Origin of the sequence: Pseudomonas sp. GL-RE-29 (assembly GCF_019947275.1) — a bacterium.
In the GTDB taxonomy this organism is placed as follows: domain Bacteria; phylum Pseudomonadota; class Gammaproteobacteria; order Pseudomonadales; family Pseudomonadaceae; genus Aquipseudomonas; species Aquipseudomonas fluorescens_A.
Map to the genome: position 1 here is coordinate 131,270 of NZ_JAGYGD010000011.1, position 19,655 is coordinate 150,924.

General features: G+C 60.0%; 19 protein-coding genes and 1 pseudogene. 12 read left to right on the forward strand and 8 right to left on the reverse strand.

All coding sequences use genetic code 11. From position 1 onward, the window contains the following. Nucleotides 1–92 precede the first annotated feature (92 nt). Nucleotides 93–941 (forward strand): cache domain-containing protein, encoded by an 849-nt coding sequence (locus KGB21_RS11855; protein ID WP_223505204.1) that lies wholly within the window; start codon nt 93–95, stop codon nt 939–941. Nucleotides 942–1,074: 133 nt separating this feature from the next. Here the strand turns inward: KGB21_RS11855 and KGB21_RS11860 are convergent, their stop codons facing one another. Together KGB21_RS11860 and pobA are read right to left on the reverse strand one after the other, a co-directional pair. After that, the gene (locus tag KGB21_RS11860) at nt 1,075–2,592 is read right to left on the reverse strand and encodes an MDR family MFS transporter (RefSeq protein WP_223505205.1); all 1,518 of its coding nucleotides are present in this window, start codon (nt 2,590–2,592) and stop codon (nt 1,075–1,077) included. A gap of 79 nt (nt 2,593–2,671) precedes the next feature. Further along, entirely contained in the window at nt 2,672–3,856 is a 1,185-nt protein-coding gene (gene pobA / locus KGB21_RS11865; protein ID WP_223505218.1) for a 4-hydroxybenzoate 3-monooxygenase, read from the reverse strand. Between the two features lie 190 nt (nt 3,857–4,046). Here pobA and KGB21_RS11870 point away from each other — a divergent pair, with 190 nt between their 5' ends. Further along, complete coding sequence (locus KGB21_RS11870; RefSeq protein ID WP_223505206.1) at nt 4,047–4,943, forward strand: helix-turn-helix domain-containing protein; 897 nt, start codon at nt 4,047–4,049, stop codon at nt 4,941–4,943. Nucleotides 4,944–4,951: 8 nt separating this feature from the next. On the opposite strand, the gene KGB21_RS11875 is transcribed toward KGB21_RS11870, so the two are convergent. Next, nucleotides 4,952–5,128 carry a hypothetical protein gene (locus KGB21_RS11875; RefSeq protein ID WP_223505207.1) on the reverse strand — a complete coding sequence of 59 codons (177 nt, stop codon included), beginning with the start codon at nt 5,126–5,128 and terminating at the stop codon, nt 4,952–4,954. Between the two features lie 203 nt (nt 5,129–5,331). Next, the gene (locus tag KGB21_RS11880) at nt 5,332–6,237 is read right to left on the reverse strand and encodes a LysR family transcriptional regulator (protein WP_223505208.1); all 906 of its coding nucleotides are present in this window, start codon (nt 6,235–6,237) and stop codon (nt 5,332–5,334) included. A gap of 213 nt (nt 6,238–6,450) precedes the next feature. Between KGB21_RS11880 and KGB21_RS11885 the strand changes: the two genes are divergently transcribed. Both KGB21_RS11885 and KGB21_RS11890 read left to right on the forward strand, forming a co-directional pair. Beyond that, nucleotides 6,451–7,335 (forward strand): MBL fold metallo-hydrolase, encoded by an 885-nt coding sequence (locus tag KGB21_RS11885; protein WP_223505209.1) that lies wholly within the window; start codon nt 6,451–6,453, stop codon nt 7,333–7,335. A 193-nt stretch (nt 7,336–7,528) separates the two neighbouring features. Beyond that, complete coding sequence (locus tag KGB21_RS11890; protein WP_223505210.1) at nt 7,529–8,143, forward strand: NAD(P)-dependent oxidoreductase; 615 nt, start codon at nt 7,529–7,531, stop codon at nt 8,141–8,143. Between the two features lie 102 nt (nt 8,144–8,245). Here the strand turns inward: KGB21_RS11890 and KGB21_RS11895 are convergent, their stop codons facing one another. Further along, nucleotides 8,246–9,127, reverse strand: coding sequence for a LysR substrate-binding domain-containing protein (locus tag KGB21_RS11895; protein ID WP_223505211.1), 882 nt, complete (start codon nt 9,125–9,127; stop codon nt 8,246–8,248). A 159-nt stretch (nt 9,128–9,286) separates the two neighbouring features. Between KGB21_RS11895 and KGB21_RS11900 the strand changes: the two genes are divergently transcribed. From KGB21_RS11900 to KGB21_RS11925, 6 genes are all read left to right on the forward strand, one after another. Next, nucleotides 9,287–10,924, forward strand: a complete 1,638-nt coding sequence (locus tag KGB21_RS11900; RefSeq protein WP_223505212.1) for a 5-guanidino-2-oxopentanoate decarboxylase — start codon at nt 9,287–9,289, stop codon at nt 10,922–10,924. Beyond that, nucleotides 10,921–12,369 carry an aldehyde dehydrogenase family protein gene (locus KGB21_RS11905; protein WP_223505213.1) on the forward strand — a complete coding sequence of 483 codons (1,449 nt, stop codon included), beginning with the start codon at nt 10,921–10,923 and terminating at the stop codon, nt 12,367–12,369. The genes KGB21_RS11900 and KGB21_RS11905 overlap by 4 nt, the downstream gene beginning before the upstream one ends. 217 nt (nt 12,370–12,586) lie before the next feature. Further along, nucleotides 12,587–13,690 (forward strand): extracellular solute-binding protein, encoded by a 1,104-nt coding sequence (locus KGB21_RS11910; protein WP_034149063.1) that lies wholly within the window; start codon nt 12,587–12,589, stop codon nt 13,688–13,690. Between the two features lie 143 nt (nt 13,691–13,833). Beyond that, nucleotides 13,834–14,742: an ABC transporter permease gene (locus KGB21_RS11915; RefSeq protein ID WP_034149064.1), complete on the forward strand. Its 909-nt coding sequence runs from the start codon at nt 13,834–13,836 to the stop codon at nt 14,740–14,742. Further along, nucleotides 14,739–15,587, forward strand: coding sequence for an ABC transporter permease (locus tag KGB21_RS11920; protein ID WP_034149065.1), 849 nt, complete (start codon nt 14,739–14,741; stop codon nt 15,585–15,587). Before KGB21_RS11915 ends, KGB21_RS11920 begins: the two co-directional genes overlap by 4 nt. Before the next feature lie 18 nt (nt 15,588–15,605). Beyond that, on the forward strand, nt 15,606–16,661 hold the full coding sequence (locus KGB21_RS11925; protein ID WP_223505214.1) for an ABC transporter ATP-binding protein: 1,056 nt from the start codon (nt 15,606–15,608) through the stop codon (nt 16,659–16,661). A 131-nt stretch (nt 16,662–16,792) separates the two neighbouring features. Here KGB21_RS11925 and KGB21_RS11930 read toward each other — a convergent pair whose 3' ends face one another. Then, nucleotides 16,793–17,722 carry an AraC family transcriptional regulator gene (locus tag KGB21_RS11930; RefSeq protein ID WP_034149067.1) on the reverse strand — a complete coding sequence of 310 codons (930 nt, stop codon included), beginning with the start codon at nt 17,720–17,722 and terminating at the stop codon, nt 16,793–16,795. 393 nt (nt 17,723–18,115) lie between these two features. Between KGB21_RS11930 and KGB21_RS11935 the strand changes: the two genes are divergently transcribed. Next, the gene (locus KGB21_RS11935; RefSeq protein ID WP_034149068.1) at nt 18,116–18,469 is read left to right on the forward strand and encodes a putative quinol monooxygenase; all 354 of its coding nucleotides are present in this window, start codon (nt 18,116–18,118) and stop codon (nt 18,467–18,469) included. Nucleotides 18,470–18,510: 41 nt separating this feature from the next. Then, nucleotides 18,511–18,741, forward strand: a complete 231-nt coding sequence (locus tag KGB21_RS11940) for a hypothetical protein (RefSeq protein WP_223505215.1) — start codon at nt 18,511–18,513, stop codon at nt 18,739–18,741. Here KGB21_RS11940 and KGB21_RS11945 read toward each other — a convergent pair whose 3' ends face one another. Both KGB21_RS11945 and KGB21_RS11950 read right to left on the reverse strand, forming a co-directional pair. Further along, nucleotides 18,742–19,371 (reverse strand): flavin reductase family protein, encoded by a 630-nt coding sequence (locus KGB21_RS11945; protein ID WP_034149070.1) that lies wholly within the window; start codon nt 19,369–19,371, stop codon nt 18,742–18,744. It lies immediately after the preceding gene. A gap of 90 nt (nt 19,372–19,461) precedes the next feature. Next, a pseudogene (locus KGB21_RS11950) lies at nt 19,462–19,655 on the reverse strand (IS110 family transposase); the annotation flags it as partial.

Here is a 19,655-nt window from a genome sequence, read left to right on the forward strand (position 1 = left end):
AAAAAGCTATCTCTTTTCCCTTTCCTGAATATTCGTACATATCCCCAATCCGTCTACGCTCTTGAAACATCTAAGAGAACGAGGGACGCACTATGGGGGTTCTACGTAAATTGGCCTTTCTGGGCGGCATGCTGTTGCTGTGCCTGGGCCAGGCTCACGCCGCTGACACGAACAAGGCCGACAGTCAGGCCGCCATCGCCTTGCTGGAAAAAGCCCTGGCTTACTATCACGAGAATGGCGACAAAGCCTTTGCAGCGTTCAGCCGCCAGGGCGAATTTGTCGACAAGGACCGTTATGTTTTTGTACTCGACACCAAAGGCGTGATGCTCGCCAGTGGTGGGCCGTCCGCGGCGCTGATTGGCCGTGATGTGTCCGAAGTACTCGGGCCGGATTTGCAGAAAACTTTCAAGGACGCCCTGAAAGTGCCGGAGGGCAATGGCATTCAGCAGGCGGAGTACCGCTGGCAGAACTGGTCCGACGGCAAGGTCGAGCGCAAGCACGTGTATTACCAGCGTGTCGGCCAGCGGATTCTGGCGGTCGGTTACTACCTGCCACGGGCATCGGCGGAACAGGCCATGGCGTTACTGAACAAAGCGGCGACCGACCTGGCCAAGGATGAAAAGGGCACGCTGACGGCGATCAACTCCCTCAAGGGCGGCTACTTGCAGGATGACCTGTATGTGTTTGTCGTCGACCTCAACACCCAGCGTTACGTCGCCCACGGCACCAATCTGCGGTTGATCAACACCGACTTCAGCAAGATCGTCGACCCGGAAGGCAAACCGGTGGGTGAGCCGATGCTGGCATTGATCGCTAAACAGGATTATGGCGAGTATGAATATCGCTGGAAAAACCCGGTGACCGGTAAGGTCGAGAACAAACATGCCTACTTGAAGAAGGTCGGGCATTTTCTGGTGGCTGTGGGGTATTACAGCCCATGAGTGTACGGTTTCAATGAGGACGCCATCGCGGGCAAGCCCGCTCCCACAGGTTTGAGGTTGACCACAGATTTTGTGAACGACATCAGTATTTGTGGGAGCGGGCTTGCCCGCGATGGCAGACGACTCGATCTCACTACCGAACCTTGTCTTCGCGCCCGCGCAACAACATGTTCGGCATGGCAATCGCGGCCGCCAATCCCAACAGCGACACCGCCGCACTCACCATCAACAAATGCTGGAACGTCACCAGCAATTCAGCACGCAAGGCGTTCTGCGCATCCCCCGGCGCGGCGTTGAGACCGTCCAGCAGCACATTCCCCGAATGCCCCTCGGCAATCAGCGCCGAACCGGCCAGATGAGCGAAGCTGGAATCCTGCAACAACGCTAGCAGCAGCGCCGACATCAACGCCACGCCCACCGCGCCGCCCAACGAGCGAAACAGGTTGGTGGTGCTGGTGGCGACGCCAATGTCGCGCTGTTCCACGGAGTTCTGCGTGCCTACCAGTGACGTCGGGAACTGCATGCCTGCGGCGATGCCGCTCAGCAACATGAACAAACTGCTCAGCAAAAACGCCTGGGGCGGACAGAACGCCATGCCGAGAATCGAGAGCGGCATGAGCAGGGCGCCGGTCAGGATCATTGGTTTGTAGCGACCCGTCACCGAGGTGCGGCGGCCGGCGAAATACGCACCAATCGGCAATCCCATGGCCAGCGGCAACAGGTGCAAAGCGGCGCTGTCAGCACCGGCGCCGGTCACGCTCTGGAAGCGCAGCGGCATCAGCACGATCAACGAGATGGCCTGGAAACTGGTGAAGAAAATCGTGCACCAGCACAGGATCGCATTGCGATTGGCGAACAAATGCATCGGCAGCAACGGCTCCCGCGCCCGCCGCTCGTGAACGACGAACAACCCCAGCACTACCACCGCACAGCCGAGCAAACCCAACACTTCAGCGCTGCGCCACGAATGACCCTGGCCCACCTGGGTGATCCCCAGCAGCAAGGCTGTCAAGCCGATAATCATCAGCACAGTGCCAAGGTAATCAATGACCGGTTTGCGTTGCGGAATCGGCAGGCCGACCAAGGTGCGATTAGCCACCAGCCAGGCGCCGAGGCCCAGCGGCAGGTTGATCAGGAACACCCAGCGCCAGGACAAGTATTCGGTCATGTAACCGCCGAGCACCGGGCCGGCCACGCTGGCCACTGCGTACATGCTGCTGAAGTAACCTTGATAACGACCGCGCTCCCGTGGCGGCACGATGTCGCCGATGATTGCCTGGCTCACCGAGATCATCCCGCCCGCACCGATGCCCTGAAGAATCCGCGCCAGCACCAGTTGCTCCATGCTCTGGGCCATGCCGCAGAACACTGAGGCCAGGGTGAACAGACCCATGCCGAACAGCATCAACTTGCGCCGACCGTACAGGTCACCCAACTTGCCGTAGATCGGCACCGCGACCGTCATCGCCACCATGTAGCCGGAAATCACCCAGGCCAGCAGGCTGACGTCCTTGAATTGTGCGGAAATGGCCGGCATCGATACGGCGACAATAGTCTGGTCCAGCGCGCCGAGAAAAATCGCCAGCATCAGGGCGATCAGCACGCTGCGGATGGCCGGTTTGGGCGGTTCAGGCTGGTTGAGATTGGTCACGGGAAAACCTGCGGGCAGTGATTGACCCGCAAGCGGCATGGGCGAGCGGGGATGCTCGCCAGTGTAAGTCGGTAGGAAGCTATTCGATAGCCTCATAAGGAAGGCCGACGTAATTTTCCGCAATGGTTTTTCTGCCGGCCTCGGAGTCGACAAAGTAATCCAGTTCCGACTCGGCGATACGCTGGCTGAAGGCATCGTGATCGTCGAAACGGTGCAGCATCGAGGTCATCCACCAGGAAAACCGCTCGGCTTTCCACACCCGACGCAGGCAGATTTCGGAGTATTTCTCCAGCAAATCGACGCGATTTTCGCGGTAAACCTTGAGCAGGATATTGAACAGCGTACTGACGTCGCTGGCCGCCAGGTTCAGCCCCTTGGCGCCAGTGGGCGGGACAATGTGCGCGGCGTCGCCGACCAGGAACATCCGTCCGTACTGCATCGGCTCGACCACGAAACTGCGCAGCGGCGCGATGCTTTTTTCGATGGAAGGCCCGGTTACCAGTTTGTCCGCCAACGCTTGCGGCAGACGGGATTTGAGTTCATCCCAGAAACGCTGATCGGACCAGTTCTCAACCTTTTCGTCTGCCGGCACTTGCACGTAATAGCGAGTGCGGGTTTCCGAGCGCATGCTGCACAGGGCGAAACCGCGCTCATGGCGGGCGTAGACCAGCTCTTCGTGAACGGGAGGGGTGTCGGCGAGAATCCCCAGCCAGCCGAACGGATAGACCCGTTCGAAGATTTTCAGGCTCTCGGCGGGAATCGATTGTCGAGCGACGCCATGGAAACCGTCGCACCCGGCGATGTAATCGCAATCGAGGCGATACAGCTCGCCGTCCTTTTCAAAGGTGACAAACGGTTCATCGGTTTTCATTCCGTGGGGCACGACATCACTTGCCTGGTAAATCGTCTGTGCACCGGCGACCTGACGAGCGGCCATCAGGTCGCGGGTCACTTCGGTCTGGCCGTAGATCATCACCGTTTTGCCACCGGTGAGGGCTTGCAAATCGATGTGCACCTGACGCCCGCCGAGGGCCAGTTCGAAGCCGCCGTGGACCAACCCTTCGGCGTCCATGCGCTGACCGACACCGGCCTGGCGCAACAGCTCTACCATGCCTTGTTCGAGTACACCTGCACGGATGCGTCCGAGCACATAGTCCGGAGTCTGGCGTTCGAGAATGAGGGTGTCGATACCGGCGTTGTGCAGCAGCTGGCCGAGCAGCAGACCGGAGGGACCGGCACCAATAATGGCGACTTGGGTTTTCAGCGTTTTCATTGTTTTTATGACTCGCAAGCTTCACGCGACCAGGGCCGGTGAATGATTTTTATGGATCGAGTGCTTGCATTTTTCACTTGCGGGTCTGTCAATTGAAGGTGAAAACTGAGCCGATACCTGTACATTTTGCCAATCGGTGCGATTATCGCCCGTCATCTACTCCGAGACCTGGATTGAAGTGATGAACAAGCCTGACCTGCCTTCGATTCCGGTGTTCAAGCTCTACGGTGAAAGCCTGGATTGGCCAACCCCGGACTTGCTGCACTGTGAAACCATTTCCAAACGCAGTCGCGAACATCAATGGGAAATCAAACCGCATCGCCACGCCGATTTGTGTCAGTTGCTCTTCGTATTCAAAGGACAGGCCGAGCTTGAAATCGAAGGCAAACGCACGCAACTGACTGAACCCGCCATTCTGGTTTTACCGCCATTATCGGTGCATGGTTATCGATTTTCCGTGGATGTCGAAGGGTTTGTCGTGACCCTGGCCGCGCCGCTGGTCGCCCATCTTCAGGCGCAATTGGGCAACTCGGTGAACGCCTTGGCCCAGGCCGAAAGCTATCCAGCGGACAAGGACAGCGAGTACCTCAATAGTCTGTTTTCCGCCCTGCAAACCGAGTACACCGGCCACCAACCCGCGCGGGAAATGCTCATGCATTCGTTGGTCAGCGTGATCATGGTGTGGGTCAGTCGCCAGGTGATTCAACGTCGCGCCGCCAGTCAGCGACCGCAGCGAGCGCGGGAATACCTCAACGGCTTCATTCAACTGGTGGAAGAGACGTATCGCCAGCACGTCAAGGTCGAGGACCTGGCCCATCGACTGGGGATTTCCGTGTCCCACCTCAACGGCACCTGCCGCGAGCTGGCGGGGCAACCGGCGTTGCAGATCATGCACGAGCGTCAGTTGCTGGAGGCCAAGCGCCTGCTGACCTATACCAGCATGACCATTTACGAAATGTCGGATGTGTTGGGTTTCTCGGATCCGACCAACTTCACGCGCCTGTTCCGGCGCCGGGTGGGCATCTCGCCCAAAGCCTTTCGCGATCGCCTGAAGGCCGATCAGGACAGCCAGGCCTGACCCCTTCGTCAGCGGAGGGCGTTGAGGGTCGCGTTGTGTGGAATGCAACGCTCGAAGTTGCAGCTGGCGTACTCACGGGGCAGGTTTCGCAACTGCTCTACGCGCCACGCCGCCGCGCCATACAACCCGAGCGTCACCGCACAGGTGATGAAAATGGCGAGGTACCTTCTTGTTTTGATGTCCATGGCGTTGACCTCTGAACGAATACCTTGCGGTACTACCTTGAGCATAGGTCAGCGCGGGTGAGTTGCCAGCGATAACGCGGTATTCAAAACACTGATGAACCCTTGTAGGAACTGGCTTGCTAGCGATGGCGTTGTCACATTCAACATTGATTCTGACTGACAATCCGCGATCGCTGGCAAGCCAGCTCCTACACGGGGCAGTGTTACAGGCCGATATCCCACTCCGGTTCTTGCGGAAATCTCACCACCAAAAAATCCAGCAGACTGCGCAGCGCCGCCGGCATGTGCTTGCGCGAGGCGTACACCGCATACACGTTCATCTGTCGCGGTTCGGCTTGCGGCAGCAGCCGGATCAACTCGCCGCTGTGGATGTGCACGCCCGCCTGATACGTCGGCAGCATCGCCACGCCGGCACCGGCCAACGCCGCTCGCAACAGCGTGCTGGCTTCATTGGCGCTGATGTTGCCCTGCACCGGCACCGAAACCTGTTCGCCGTCCTGCTCGAAATGCCACAGGCTTTTGCCGAAGTAGGAGTGGGTCAGGCAATTGTGCTGGCTCAAGTCCTCGACCTGTTGCGGCGTCGGATGCTCGCGCAGGTAGTCGGGGGAGGCGCAGATCACCGAACGGCAGACCGTCAGTCGACGGGCGATCAAATTGGGGTCCAAGTCATTGCTGGTGCGAATCGCCAGGTCGATGCGTTCATCCACCAGGTTCACCGTGCGGTCGAGCATCTGCAGGTCGATGCTGACGCCGGGGTAGCGCTTGACGTACGCCGCCACGGCATCGGCCAGTTGCGCCTGGCCGAACGAGGTGCTGACGCTGATCCGCAGCTGGCCGCGGGGTGCGTCATCCGGTTCGCTGACAGCCGCTTGCATATCGGTGGATAAATCGAGCATTTGCCGACAGCGCGGCAGGGTTTCGCTGCCCGCGGCGGTGAGGCTCAACTTGCGAGTGGTGCGGTGCATCAGTCGCGCGCCGACCCAGTCTTCCAGTTCCGCCAGATACCGTGAAACCACTGGTCGCGACAGTTCCAGATGATCGGCGGCGGCCGACTGACTGCCGAGGTCCACCACTGTGACGAACACGCGCATTGCTTGTAGACGATCCATGATCTGCCCGATTTCAGAAACAAACTATGTTCAAGCATCGCATTTTTTGTACTGATCGAGGCAACTAAGCTCTGCTCCATCTTCTGTAGGAGCCGGCTTGCCGGCGATGGTGTCGCAGGCACCGAGTTTTCCCGGTAGGCATGGGTTTTCGTTAAAGGCCATCGCCAGCAAGCCGGCTCCTACGAAAAACATATTTCAACCAAGGAGCAATAGATGATCGGTTTCACCACTCTCAAGCGCGTTTTGCTGGCGACCACCGCCCTCGGTTTCGCCGCCCACGCCGCCGCGTCGACATTGACCCTGGATGTCTACAATCCCGGCGACAAAGCGATATTTCCGGTGACGTCGGTGCTGGTCAGCGGCGAAAAAGAGGCGATTCTGGTAGATGCCCAATTCGGCAAATCCCAGGCCGTACAGGTGGTGGAAAAAATCCGCGCCAGCGGCAAGCAACTGACCACCATCTACATCAGCCATGGCGACCCGGATTACTACTTCGGCCTCGACACCCTGACCGCTGCGTTCCCCAAGGCCAAAGTGCTGGCCTCGCAGCCGACCGTCGATCACATCAAGCAAACCGTCGACGGCAAACTGGCGTTTTGGGGCCCGAAAATGGGTGCGGATATTCCGGCCAAAACCATCGTGCCGGACGTGCTCAAGGGCGACAGCCTGATGCTCGAAGGGCAGAAATTGCAGGTGATCGGTCTCGAGGGTAAACAACCGGATCGCAGCTTCGTGTGGATACCATCGATCAAGGCCGTGGTCGGTGGCGTGGTGGTGGCAGAAAACATTCACGTGTGGATGGCCGACACCCAGACCCCGCAATCCCATGCCGATTGGTTGGCGACGCTGCACTCGATCGAAACCCTGAAACCGAACACCGTCGTGCCGGGTCATTACCTTGGCGAGAGCGCCTGGACCTTGGCGCCGGTGAAATTCACCGCTGGTTACATCAAGGCCTTCGATGAAGAAACCGCCCAGGCCAAGGATTCCGCTGCACTGATCGCCGCAATGAAAAAACGCTTCCCGACGCTGGGTGAAGAAAGCTCTTTGGAACTGAGCGCCAAAGTCGCCAAGGGCGAGATGAAGTGGGGCGAATGAGTCTTCCTGACCACCGAATTACCTGTGGCGAGGGAGCTTGCTCCCGCTCGGCTGCGAAGCAGTCGCAAAACCTGCAAGTGCGGCTTGCCTGACACCGTGCAGGGGAGCGCTTCGCACTCCAGCGGGAGCAAGCTCCCTCGCCACAAAAGCAACTTTGCCGTTACAGATTCAACCCATCCAACTGGAGAACGTCATGAGCAAAATCGCAATCATCGGTGCTACCGGTCGTGCCGGTAGCCAACTGCTGGAAGAAGCCCTGCGTCGCGGACACAGCGTCACTGCCATCGCTCGTGATACGTCGAAGATCGGCCAGCGTAACGGTGTGGTCAGCCAGAACGTCGATGCCCTCGATGCCGTTGCGTTGCAAGCAGCAATCGAGGGTCATGATGTGGTGATCAGCGCCGCGCATTTCTCGACGCTGCCCGCCAGCGCTGTCATCGGGCCGGTGAAGAAGGCCGGGGTCAATCGCTTGCTGGTGGTGGGCGGTGCCGGGTCGCTGTTGTTGCCGGATGGCACGCGGGTGATCGACAGCAAAGGCTTTCCGGAGGAGTACAAGGCAGAAGCGGGTGCCGGTGCTGAGTTTCTTGAACACCTGCGTCAGGAGCAGGACTTGGACTGGACTTTTCTGTCGCCATCGGCGGAGTTTGTCGAAGGCGAGCGCACTGAGAAATTTCGCGTCGGCAAAGATGATTTACTGGTGAGTAGCGAAGGGCGTAGCTGGATTACGTTTGCCGATTACGCCCTCGCGATGCTCGATGAAATCGAGTCACCGCAGCATTCTCGCCAACGATTCACAGTCGGATATTGATGTCGTAACGCAAATCATCGCTGGCAAGCCAGCTCCCACAGGATCGTCGTCACGACGAAAATCTTTGTAGGACCCGGCTTGCTGGCGATGCTTTTCAAGGTTTCAGCGACTCTGCGCCTGCTCCACCAACCACCCCATCAACTCACGCAACTTCGCCGAAGGCCCGGGTTTCTCCGGGAACACCAGGTAATACGCCAACCCGGTTTTCACCTTCAATTCAAACGGCATGACCAGCCGCCCGGCACTCAGATCGTCGCCAATCAACGACCAGTCCCCAATCGCCACACCCGTCCCCTGGGACGCCATCGACATCGCCAGATCCAGCGTTTCGAAATGCTGACCCTTGCTCACATTGCTCAAGCGAACATCCGCCGTGGCCAGCCAGGCTTTCCAGTCCCGCTCGTCCCGGGTCGGGTGCAGCAGCATGTGCTGCTCCAGATCTTGCGGCGATTGCAGCGGCACCGAACTTTCGAGCATCGGCCTGGAACACACCGGCGTCAGCAGCTCATCGAACAATTTTTGCGAGACCAATGAACCGTCCGGCGGCGCACCGTACATCACCGCCGCATCGAACTGTTCGCGATGAAAATCCACGCCGTGCTTGACCGTGGTGGTCAGTTCCACCGGCACGTCCGGGCGTTCTTTTTGCCACTGCAACAACCGTGGCAACAGCCAACGCATGACGCACGTCGGGGCCTTGAGTTGCAGGGTTTCGCGTTTCTCGCCGATCTGCTCCACGGCCTCGTCGATCAGGCCGAAAATCTGCTGCACCCGCGGCAGCCACTCGCGTCCCTCGGCGGTGAGATCCAGGCCACGGGCCTGGCGAATGAACAGTTCATAACCCAAATGATCTTCCAGCCCGGCGATCTGCCGGCTCACGGCGCCTTGGGTGATGTGCAGTTGCTCGGCGGCCCGGGTGAAGTTGCAGCACTGCGCGGTAATCAGAAAAGTGTGCAGCGCCGGCAGGGGAGGCAGTCGTTTCATTGAGATCCAAGGTATGACGTGAGGACATGGCTAGTATGACTTTTTATCCATTGTTGAGGCTACGTGTCGCCCGTTCCAATGAGGCCATCCCTGGACCTGCCCGCTCATCATAAACACAGCGCAGGCCCGGCGTCTCAAACGAACAAGAAGGGCAAAGACATGGCGACGTGCGGCGAAGTATTGGTCAAGTTACTCGAAGATTACGGGGTCGAGCAGGTGTTCGGCATTCCCGGGGTTCACACCGTGGAGCTGTATCGCGGGCTGGCCCGTTCGAGCATCAACCACGTCACGCCGCGTCACGAACAAGGCGCCGGTTTCATGGCCGACGGCTACGCTCGCACCAGCGGCAAACCGGGCGTGTGCTTCATCATCACCGGCCCAGGCATGACCAACATCACCACGGCGATGGGCCAGGCCTACGCCGACTCGATCCCGATGCTGGTGATCTCCAGCGTGCAGACTCGCAACCAATTGGGCGGCGGTCGCGGCAAACTCCACGAGCTGCCAAATCAGAGCGCACTGGTCGGTGGCGTCGCGGCGTTCTCCCACACCCTGATGTCGGCCTCGGAATTGCCGGGTGTGCTGGCCCGTGCGTTCGCGCTGTTCCAGGCCGGTCGTCCACGCCCGGTACACATCGAAATTCCGCTGGACGTGCTGGTTGAAGAAGCCGATGACCTGCTCAGCAGCGTCCCGGTCAACATCGAACGCGCCGGTGCTTCGCCGACTGCCGTGTCGCGCATGACTGAGTTGCTGGCCGGCGCCAAGCGTCCGCTGATTCTCGCCGGTGGCGGTGCGATCGATGCCGCCGCCGAGCTGACCGAACTGGCCGAGTTGCTGGATGCTCCGGTGGCGCTGACCATCAACGCCAAAGGCATGCTCGAATCCGCTCATCCGCTGCTGATCGGTTCGACCCAAAGCCTGGTCGCCACCCGCGCACTGGTCGCCGAGGCCGATGTGGTGTTGGCCATCGGTACTGAACTGGCCGAGACCGATTACGACGTCACCTTCGCCGGTGGTTTCGAGATTCCCGGCAAGCTGCTGCGCGTTGACATCGACCCGGATCAAACCGTGCGCAACTACCCGCCGCACGTGGCGCTGGTGTCCGATTCGCGCAACGCTGCGCAAGCCTTGCTCAGCGCGTTGTCGCACAAATCCCTGGCCGAACGCCGCAACGATTGGGGCCAGGTGCGTGCCGCCCGTTTGCTTGAAGAACTGGCCGCGAACTGGGACGCGCCAACCCTGGCCCAGACCCGCTTCCTGGAAACCGTGCTGCACGAATTGCCGAACGCGGTATTCGTCGGTGATTCGACCCAACCGGTGTACACCGGCAACCTGACTTTCAACCCGGAGCGCCCGCGTCGCTGGTTCAACTCGTCCACCGGTTACGGCACCCTCGGCTACGCCTTGCCAGCCGCGATTGGTGCCTGGCTCGGTGGCAGCGTCGAGAGCGGTGCGCGTCCTCCGGTGGTGTGCCTGATCGGCGATGGCGGTCTGCAATTCACCCTGCCGGAACTGGCCAGCGCGGTTGAAGCGCGCGCGCCGGTGATCGTGCTGCTGTGGAATAACCAGGGCTACGAAGAGATCAAGAAATACATGGTCAACCGCGCCATAGAGCCGGTCGGCGTGGACATCTACACCCCGGACTTCATCGGTGTGGCCAAAGCCTTGGGCTGCGCCGCCGAAGCGGTCAGCGATGTCGATCAACTGCGCGGTGCATTGCGTGTCGCCTCGGATCGCCAAGGCCCGACCTTGATTGAAATCGATCAGACCCTGTGGACTCAGGCGGTGTCGAAATGAACTTTCCAACGACACTCGATGGCCTCTACATCAACGGCCAATGGTCGGCGGGCAACGAGCATCTGCGCGTGATCAACCCGGCCACCGAAGCGCTGTTGACCACCGTCGTGGGCGGTGATGAGCGAGCGGTTGATCAAGCCGTCAGTGCGGCGACCAAGGCCTTCACTGACTGGTCGAAAACCAGCGGTGCCGAGCGCGGCGCAATTCTGCGCAAGATCGCTGCGGGCGTGCAGGCCGGTCGCGAACAATTGATGCATTTGCAGTCGAGCAACAACGGCAAGCCACTGTTCGAAGCGGCCATCGACGTCGACGACGTGATCGCCACGTTCGAGTATTACGCCGGTCTGGCTGAAGGCCTGGACGCGAAACAGGACAGCCATGTCGAGTTGCCGTCCGATGATTTCAGCGCGCGCCTGCGCCGCGAACCGTGCGGTGTGGTCGGCCTGATCGTGCCGTGGAATTTCCCGATGGTCACCACCGCTTGGAAACTCGCCCCGGCCCTGGCTGCCGGTTGCTGCGTGGTGCTCAAGCCTTCTGAAGTGACACCTCTACCGGAGCTGGAACTGGCGGCGATCATCGCCGAGGCCGGACTGCCTGATGGTGTGTTCAACCTGGTCTGCGGCACAGGTCTGGCGGTGGGTGCGCCGTTGTCGGCGGACCCACGCATCGCCAAGATTTCCTTCACCGGCAGCAACGCGGTGGGTGTGCAGGTCATGCAACGCGCGGCGGAAACTGTCAAAGGTGTGAGCCTGGAACTGGGCGGAAAATCCTCGTTGCTGGTTCTGGCGGATGCCGATCTCGACCTGGCGGTGGAAGTGGCTTGCGGCGGCGGTTTCTTCAACGCCGGGCAGATGTGTTCTGCCACCAGCCGCGTGCTAGTCGCCGATGAATTGTTCGATGAGTTCATCGCTCGCGTAAAGGCCCGTGCTGAAGCGATTCGCGTCGCCGACCCGTTCGACCCGGACGTGGAAATGGGCGCGCTGGTCAATCAGGCGCAGTACCAGCGCGTGCTCGGCCACATCGACCGTGGTTTGAGTGCCGGCGCCAAACTGGTGTGCGGCGGTAATCGTCCGGCGAATCTGCCCCGCGGATATTTTTTGCAGCCGACGGTTTTCACCGACGTGCCCCTCGACAGTGCGCTGTGGTGCGAAGAGATTTTCGGCCCGGTGATTTGCGTACGCCGTTTTGCCTCTGAAGCGGAGGCGATTGCGTTGGCTAACGACAGCCAGTTCGGTCTGGTGGCCAGCGTGGTGACGTGCAATGCCGAAGCGGCGGATCGCGTCGCCAACGCTTTGCAGGCGGGGCTTGTGTGGATCAACGCGCCGCAGGTGATCTTCCCGCAAACCGCCTGGGGTGGTTACAAACAGAGCAGCATCGGCCGCGAATTGGGTCCGTGGGGCTTGCAGGCTTTCCAGGAAATCAAACACGTGATTCGGGCTGTCTGACGGCACGAAAAAGGTGAGCGCATGCCTCGCGATGAGGCATGCGTTAGCGTCATGGCTTCGATGAGTTTTTATCGATAGTCAGGTGTTTTGCACGACCTCAGGATGAACTCACTGGTTCAGCCAAGCCCCCGAAAATACGAGAGCTAACGCTGATCCAACCGCGCGGATGCAACAGTTTCGACCTGCCTTATACCTACAAAAACAAAGGGAGTCCGTAATGGGCGAGCATGATCTGAACAGACGACAATTCATCAAGACCGTAGGCGTAGCCTCGGTTGCCGCGGCGGCCATGAGCCTGCCGTTCGTCAAGGCCAATGCCAGCGACACGCGCTTTCAGGGCAAGACCCTGCGACTGTTGACTTGGTCCGATGACACCGGCCTGGCTGCACTGCGCAACATCGCCGCGACGTTCGAAGACAAGTACGGTTGCAAGGTCATCGCTGACCGCACCGGCAGCACTTCGGAAATGGTCGCCAAACTCAAGGCCGGCGGTGATCGTCCGCAGTACGACATCATCACCCTGGCAGGCGTCGGCGCCGAAGGTCTGGCCGCCGCCAACCTGCTGGAGAAACCCGACCTCAACCGCATTCCCAACATCGTCGATGTGCCTGAGAAATACCGTACCGGCGCCAACGGTCATGGCATCGGTTACCTGCTCTGGTGCAACAGCCTGGTCTACAGCACCCGCACCATCAAGGAAGCGCCGAACAGCTACGCCGCCCTGTGGGACGCTGACCTGTCGCCGAACATCTTCCTGCCGCCGCCGAACTGGACCGAGGCCATGGACCTGATCATCATCGCCGCCAAGCTGGCCGGTGGTGACGAGCACAACATCGAACCGGGCTTCAAGAAACTCGCCGAGCTGAAAGATCGCGTCGTCACTCTGGGCGAAAACCCGAACCAGATCGCCGAGCTGTTCCGCACCGGCTCCCTGGACATGGGCGGTTTGTACGCGCCGGCCTTCTTCCCGAAACAGATCCGCGATCCGGCCTACGGTCTGGGCGCCACCTTCGGCATGAAGGAAGGTTTCTACACCGACCTGATGCTCTCGGTGATGCCGAAGAATCGTCCGGGCGACACCGACCTGGCCTACGCCTTCATCAACCACTCTCTGGACCCGCTGGTGCAGGGCAAGATGGCTGAAGACATCTACAACGGCCCCGTCAACGCCAAGGCGATCATCTCCGCCGAAGCGCGCAAGAGCCCGTACATCCTCACGCCGGAACAGATTGCCGAGAAGGCGATCATGCACGACAACGCCTTCCTGGCCACCGTGCATGACCAATGGATTCGTCGCTACACGGAAATCTTTTCTTCCTGACCCACACCCCCTGTAGGAGCTGCCGAAGGCTGCGATCTTTTGATCTTGTTTTTAAAGATCAAGATCAAAAGATCGCAGCCTTCGGCAGCTCCTACAGGGGGAGGGTTTACAGCTTTAGATCTTCCATTGACGAGACCTTTGCTATGGAACACCAACCTTTGACCCATTCGGTCAGCGCCGCTGAGTCGCGCCCGATTCGGGGTGTTTCGCCGACCGCACGTGCCTGGTTTTTCCTCACGCCGTCGATGCTGTTTCTCGGCGTGTTGATTGCCGCCAGCCTGCTGGTCCTGCGCATGAGCGTGGGCACCAAGGGCGCGGAATGGACCGGGTTCAGCCTGGCCAGCTACGCGCAATTACTGGAACCCTATTACCTCAAATCCCTGCTGCTGACCCTGCGCCTGGCGCTGATCAGCGCGGTGATCGCGGTGATCCTGGCGATCCCGGTGGCCTACACCATGTCGCGCCTGACTTCGCCGTTTGTGCGGCGGATTTTCCTCGCGGCGGTGCTGTTGCCGTTGCTGGTCAACCTGCTGCTGCAAAGCTACGGCTGGCTGGTGATTCTCGGCCCGGGCGGGATGCTCAATCAGGCGCTGATGGGCTTGGGTCTGATCAAGCGTCCGATCATGCTGCTGTACAACCAGAACGGCGTGTTGATGGGGCTGGTGCAAACCGCGTTCCCGCTAGCCGTGCTGCCCATTGCCAGCGCCATGCGCGGCGTTGCCCGCACCTACGAAGAAGCCGCCGCCACCCTCGGCGCCAGTCGCTTGCAGGTGTTCCGCCAAGTGGTGTTGCCGATGAGTCTGCCGGGGATCATCACTGGCGCGACGTTGGTGTTCGCCTACAACGCCAGCAGTTTCGTGGTGCCGTTGCTGCTTGGCGGCCGTCGCGTGCCGATGCTGGCGGTAATGGTGCATGACCAGATCGCCCCGCTGATGAACTGGCCGGCTGCGTCCGCCGCCGGTGTGGTGTTGATCGTCACCACCCTCGCAATCATGACCTTGTCCGAATACATAACCGGCCGTCGTCGGCGCATGCTGGAGGCTTCGCAATGAGTACCCTGACCAAGAAGCGCCACTCGCTGTTGCCGGGTGACACCGGCAAGTTCGCCGGCATCCTTTCGGGCTTCATCCTGTTGTTGGCGGTGCTGCCGATCCTGACCATGATCGTGATGTCCTTCAGCGGCGCGTCGAACCTCGACTTCCCGCCGAGCAGCTACAGCCTGCAATGGTACAAAGCCGCCTGGCACACCTTCGTTTCGCCGGATTCCAGCGACGTGCTGAGCCTGGGCAAAGCCATGACCACCAGCCTGATGGTGGCGTGCCTGACCATGGTTTTTGCCACGTTGATCGCGGTGCCGGCGGCTTACGCGCTGACCCGGTGCGAGTTCCGTGGCAAAGCCGTAGCGCTGCAATTGATGTCGCTGCCATTGGTGTTTCCGATGGTGGTATTGGGTCTGGCGTTGTTGCTGGTGTTCGACAGCTTGCCATTCCAGATGACCACCTCGCGACTGGTAATTGCCCACGTGATCCTGGCGTTGCCGTTCGTGGTGAAGAACTGCACGGCGGCCATGCTCTCCATCGGCAGCGAAGTCGAAGAGGCCGCGCAAATGCTCGGCGCTTCACCGCTACGGGCGATCGTCGATGTGGTGGTGCCGTTGATGAAGTCGGGGATTCTGGCGGGGATGCTGCTGGCGTTCATCGTCTCGTTCAACGAATTCACCGTGACCTACTTTCTCTACACCATCGACGTCATGACCGTGCCGATCTGGATGTACAGCCGCACCGTGTCTTCGCTCGACCCAACCGTATTTTCGTTTGCCGTGCTGATCGTGCTGATCGACTTCGTCCTGATTTGGGCGCTGGAGAAGCTGGTCGGTGAAGGTGGCGTTTCGTTCTGATTTCTTGAGGTGATGCTTATGTCTGGTCTGATTCTGGAAAACGTCGAGAAACATTACGGCTCGGCCTGCGCGGTAAAAGATGTGAACCTGCATTTGCCCGAGGGCAAACTGGTGTGTTTCCTCGGCCCGTCGGGCTGCGGCAAAACCACGTTGTTGCGGATGATCGCGGGCCTGGAAACCCTGAGCGGCGGCGAGATTCGCCTGGACGGCGAGGACATCGGCCACACCCCGGCGCACCTGCGTAATTTCGGCATGGTGTTTCAGTCGCTGGCGCTGTTCCCGCACATGACCGTGGGCGAGAACATCGCCTATCCGCTGAAACTGCGTGGCGTGAGCAAGGCTGACCAGCAGGCGCGGGTGGTGGAGTTGCTGGAACTGATCCAGCTGCAAGCGATGATCAATCGTCCGGTGGCCAAACTCTCGGGTGGCCAACGTCAGCGCGTGGCGATTGCCCGCGCAATTGCTTCGCACCCGAAAATCCTCTTGCTCGACGAGCCGCTGTCGGCGTTGGATGCCAAGTTGCGCGAGTCAATGCAGGTGGAAATCCGTCAGCTGCAACAGCGCCTGAACATCACCACCATCATGGTGACCCACGATCAGCGTGAAGCCATGACCATGGCTGATATCGTCGTCGTATTGGGTGAGCACAAGGTGCAGCAGGTGGGCACGCCGATTGAAATCTATCGGCACCCGGCCAATGAATTCGTCGCGGACTTCATCGGCTCGGGCAACATCTTCCCGGCCACGGCGCTGGGCAACGGCAAGGTCAGCCTGCCGGGCGGCGATGCGCTGCAAGTGCCGATTTGCAGCAGCATTGTGGTCGGGGAAAAAGTGAAGATGCTGATTCGCCCCGAGGACCTGCAACTGTCAGCTCCGCAGGCGACGGCGGGTAACCGGTTGTTGGGCAAAGTGACGTTCGTGCGGGATATCGGCGCGACGATTGAGACCACGGTGGAGTGTTCCGGGGTGTCGTTTACGGCGTTGAGCACGCCGTGTCAGGGGATTGGCTTGAGCATTGGGCATCCGGTGTCGGTGACGTTGCCGGTGGAGGCTTGTCGGGTTCTGGGGGCCTGATCCGGATTTGATGTTGGCTTTGCTGGCCCCATCGCTGGCAAGCCAGCTCCCACAGTGATCTGTGGCGCTCACAGACCTGAGGGAGCTGGCTCGCCAGCGATGAGGCCATCAGCCACACACCAAATGCTCGATTACACCGACAACCGCAACCGCGCCAAATCCCTTAACGGCGGCGCCCCGAACAACCGGCTGTACTCCCGGCTGAATTGCGAAGGGCTTTCATACCCGACCCGATACCCCGCCGCCGAAGCCTCCAACCCTTCCGCCAGCATCAGGCGCCGCGCCTCTTGCAGGCGCAATTGCTTCTGATACTGCAATGGACTCATCGCCGTCATCGCCTTGAAACGGTGATGCAAGGTCGACACGCTCAGGTTCACTTCCTTCGCCAGGTCATCGATGCGCAGTGGCTGCTCGAAGTTACCGTTGAGCCATTTGATCGCCTGGCTGATGCGATGGCTCTGACTGTTGGCGATGGCGATTTCGTATAGCCGATGACCCTGTTTGCTGCGCAGCAGGCGATAGAGAATTTCCCGACGAATCAGCGGCGCCAGCATGGCGATGTCTTTCGGTGTATCGAGCAATCGCGCCAGGCGCAGCACCGCATCGAGCATGGCGCTGTCGAGCCGTTCGACATACAGCCCGCGCCCTGTTGGTCGGGTAGGCACGCCGAGAGGACCGGCATCGGCGATCAAAGCGGTGATTTCCGCCGGGTCGATATCCAGCCGCACGGCCAGGATCGGTTCTTCGGGCGAAACATCCACCACCCGCCCACTGAGCGGCATCGAGACGGACACCACCAGGTAATTAAGCGGGTCGTAATTGAAGAACTCGTCGGCCAGCCGAACTTCCTTGCGGCCCTGGGCCATGATGCACAACGCCGGTTGCGCGAGCACCGGGGCGAACTCGTGGTTCTGGCTGTGGCGTGACATGAATAGCGAACCGACTGCGGTGGCATAACTGCCATCCTCGGCGGTGTTGCGACGAATGATCGCCGCCAGCTCCGCGCGCTGCTTTTCCATGTCGGCGTCCAGCGGGGCTTGAAAGTGATCGAATGACGACATGCGAGGCATCCTCGGAAAAACAGGAGTGATGGGGCAGAGCATATGTTTGTGCAAGTCGAAGCGGTAGACACATCCTGCCTCATGCTTGCCTGATTCTGCACAGGGTGGCTTCTATCCCTGCATATGCTCAGTGCCCCGGCCAGCAACGAACCCCGTAGGAGCTGCCGCAGGCTGCGATCTTTTGATTTTGTTTCAAGATCAAAAGATCGCAGCCTGCGGCAGCTCCTACAGGGCACACATTTCACACATTGTTACAGGTGGCGAAAGCACTCTCGCAGAATCGTGCAACACAGCGGCAGGAATCGACTAACGGCCCAAGCGCAGTGGCCCTTAACCTTTGATCCTGTCGCAGCCCGTCCCAGGCTGCCACGCGACTCCCCGGGAGGGTTGAACATGTCCAAGCAGATCCCCGTCAGTCATATGGCCTTCGTCCGAGCGCGCGCCGGGCGCTCGCAAGAACTCGGTGTGCGCCTGAGTGCGCTGATCGAGCCGTCCCGCGCCGCGCCGGGTTGCCTGAACTTTGCCTTGCAGCATTCGCAATGCGATCCAGAGCTGTGGCTGGTGTCCGGTTTCTGGGTCAACCAGCAGGCCATGACCGCGTACTTCAGTACCCCGTCCATGGAAATTTTTGCCGAGCTGGTCCAGGAATTGGTGGTCAACAGCCTCGATTTCCATACCTTCAAGGATGTCTCGGCAGCGCAGGCGCTCAGCCAGTCCGGGGCGGCGGTACACAAACTGGCCGGTTGAGGGTTTAATGGCAGCATTCTCAACTAGCCAGGATGCGCGACATGGCACGCAAAGCCTTTGAAACCTTCGAAGCGGTATCGGCCGTAGTCCCCCGTGAAGGCGGGTATTACGCGGCAATCGCCACCAAAGCCATCGGCGGCTCGGGTGTGCCTCGCTTCAACAAACTGCTGGAAGAACAGATCTTCAAGACCGCCAAAGAAGCGGACGAAGCCGCCGCCCTGCAGCTGACTCACCTAAAGGGTGTCAGCGAAGACGGCGACCTGATCTGGTAATTACTTCACCGCCCCTGGGCGGTACATCTTGAACAATGCCTCAGGCCCCAGCTGAAAATAATCCGCCGGCCCACCGCCGCGCAGAATCGGTTCTGCCGCGGCGGTGTCGTACACCCCATCTTTCAACAGCCACTTGGCGATATGCACGGCGACCACTTCGCCGAGGATCAGCCAGCTCGGCACCACATTCCCGTCCGCCCGCTGCAACTGAATGATCTGCGTGACCTTGCACTCGAAGGACACCGGGCTTTCGGCGACTCGCGGCACCTGAATGATTTTCGAGGCAACCGGGGTCAGCCCGGATAACTCGAATTCGTTCACCTGCGGCGCGACCATGGCGCAGCTCTGATTCATCTGCTCGGCCAGTGGGCGAGTGGCGAGGTTCCAGGCGAATTCGCCGGTCTGCTCGATGTTATTCAGGCTGTCTTTGCGCCCGATGCTGGAAAAACCAATGATCGGCGGAATGTAGTTGAAGGCGTTGAAGAAACTGTAAGGCGCCAGGTTCAAATGGCCGTTGGCATCCTGTGAAGAGATCCAGCCGATGGGACGCGGACCGACGATCGCGTTGAACGGATCGTGGGGCAGGCCGTGGCCGTTGGCGGGTTCGTAATAGTGGATGTCGTCGGGCATGGCGGGAATTCCTGGCACTCGCGGGAGGTGGACATAGTGCTAGGGGCAGCATCTTATTTCCAGTCCGGCACACGAAGAATGTGGGAGATTCTATGTTGCAGGGGAACCCTGCAGCCTTAAATTCGGCTGGTATTCGCTCTGGTTTTTCATGAGAGCGAATGCCACCCGGCACAGCTTGCGCGCGAGGATGACCAGGGCTTGGGTTTTTGCCAGGCCTCTGGCCAGATAGGACTCATAAAAAGGTTTCCAGATTGGAGATCGACAAGCCGCCATTGCCGCGTTGT

Excerpts from the sequence above, each read along its gene's own strand:
- KGB21_RS11935 (WP_034149068.1), top strand. The coding sequence starts at position 18,116 with ATGTCCAAGCAGATCCCCGTCAGTCATATGGCCTTCGTCCGAGCGCGC.
- KGB21_RS11875 (WP_223505207.1), bottom strand. The coding sequence starts at position 5,128 with ATGGACATCAAAACAAGAAGGTACCTCGCCATTTTCATCACCTGTGCG.
- KGB21_RS11910 (WP_034149063.1), top strand. The coding sequence starts at position 12,587 with ATGGGCGAGCATGATCTGAACAGACGACAATTCATCAAGACCGTAGGC.
- KGB21_RS11870 (WP_223505206.1), top strand. The coding sequence starts at position 4,047 with ATGAACAAGCCTGACCTGCCTTCGATTCCGGTGTTCAAGCTCTACGGT.
- KGB21_RS11930 (WP_034149067.1), bottom strand. The coding sequence starts at position 17,722 with ATGTCGTCATTCGATCACTTTCAAGCCCCGCTGGACGCCGACATGGAA.
- KGB21_RS11895 (WP_223505211.1), bottom strand. The coding sequence starts at position 9,127 with ATGAAACGACTGCCTCCCCTGCCGGCGCTGCACACTTTTCTGATTACC.
- KGB21_RS11855 (WP_223505204.1), top strand. The coding sequence starts at position 93 with ATGGGGGTTCTACGTAAATTGGCCTTTCTGGGCGGCATGCTGTTGCTG.
- KGB21_RS11900 (WP_223505212.1), top strand. The coding sequence starts at position 9,287 with ATGGCGACGTGCGGCGAAGTATTGGTCAAGTTACTCGAAGATTACGGG.
- KGB21_RS11925 (WP_223505214.1), top strand. The coding sequence starts at position 15,606 with ATGTCTGGTCTGATTCTGGAAAACGTCGAGAAACATTACGGCTCGGCC.
- KGB21_RS11890 (WP_223505210.1), top strand. The coding sequence starts at position 7,529 with ATGAGCAAAATCGCAATCATCGGTGCTACCGGTCGTGCCGGTAGCCAA.
- KGB21_RS11905 (WP_223505213.1), top strand. The coding sequence starts at position 10,921 with ATGAACTTTCCAACGACACTCGATGGCCTCTACATCAACGGCCAATGG.
- KGB21_RS11940 (WP_223505215.1), top strand. The coding sequence starts at position 18,511 with ATGGCACGCAAAGCCTTTGAAACCTTCGAAGCGGTATCGGCCGTAGTC.
- KGB21_RS11885 (WP_223505209.1), top strand. The coding sequence starts at position 6,451 with ATGATCGGTTTCACCACTCTCAAGCGCGTTTTGCTGGCGACCACCGCC.
- KGB21_RS11915 (WP_034149064.1), top strand. The coding sequence starts at position 13,834 with ATGGAACACCAACCTTTGACCCATTCGGTCAGCGCCGCTGAGTCGCGC.
- KGB21_RS11920 (WP_034149065.1), top strand. The coding sequence starts at position 14,739 with ATGAGTACCCTGACCAAGAAGCGCCACTCGCTGTTGCCGGGTGACACC.
- KGB21_RS11945 (WP_034149070.1), bottom strand. The coding sequence starts at position 19,371 with ATGCCCGACGACATCCACTATTACGAACCCGCCAACGGCCACGGCCTG.
- KGB21_RS11880 (WP_223505208.1), bottom strand. The coding sequence starts at position 6,237 with ATGGATCGTCTACAAGCAATGCGCGTGTTCGTCACAGTGGTGGACCTC.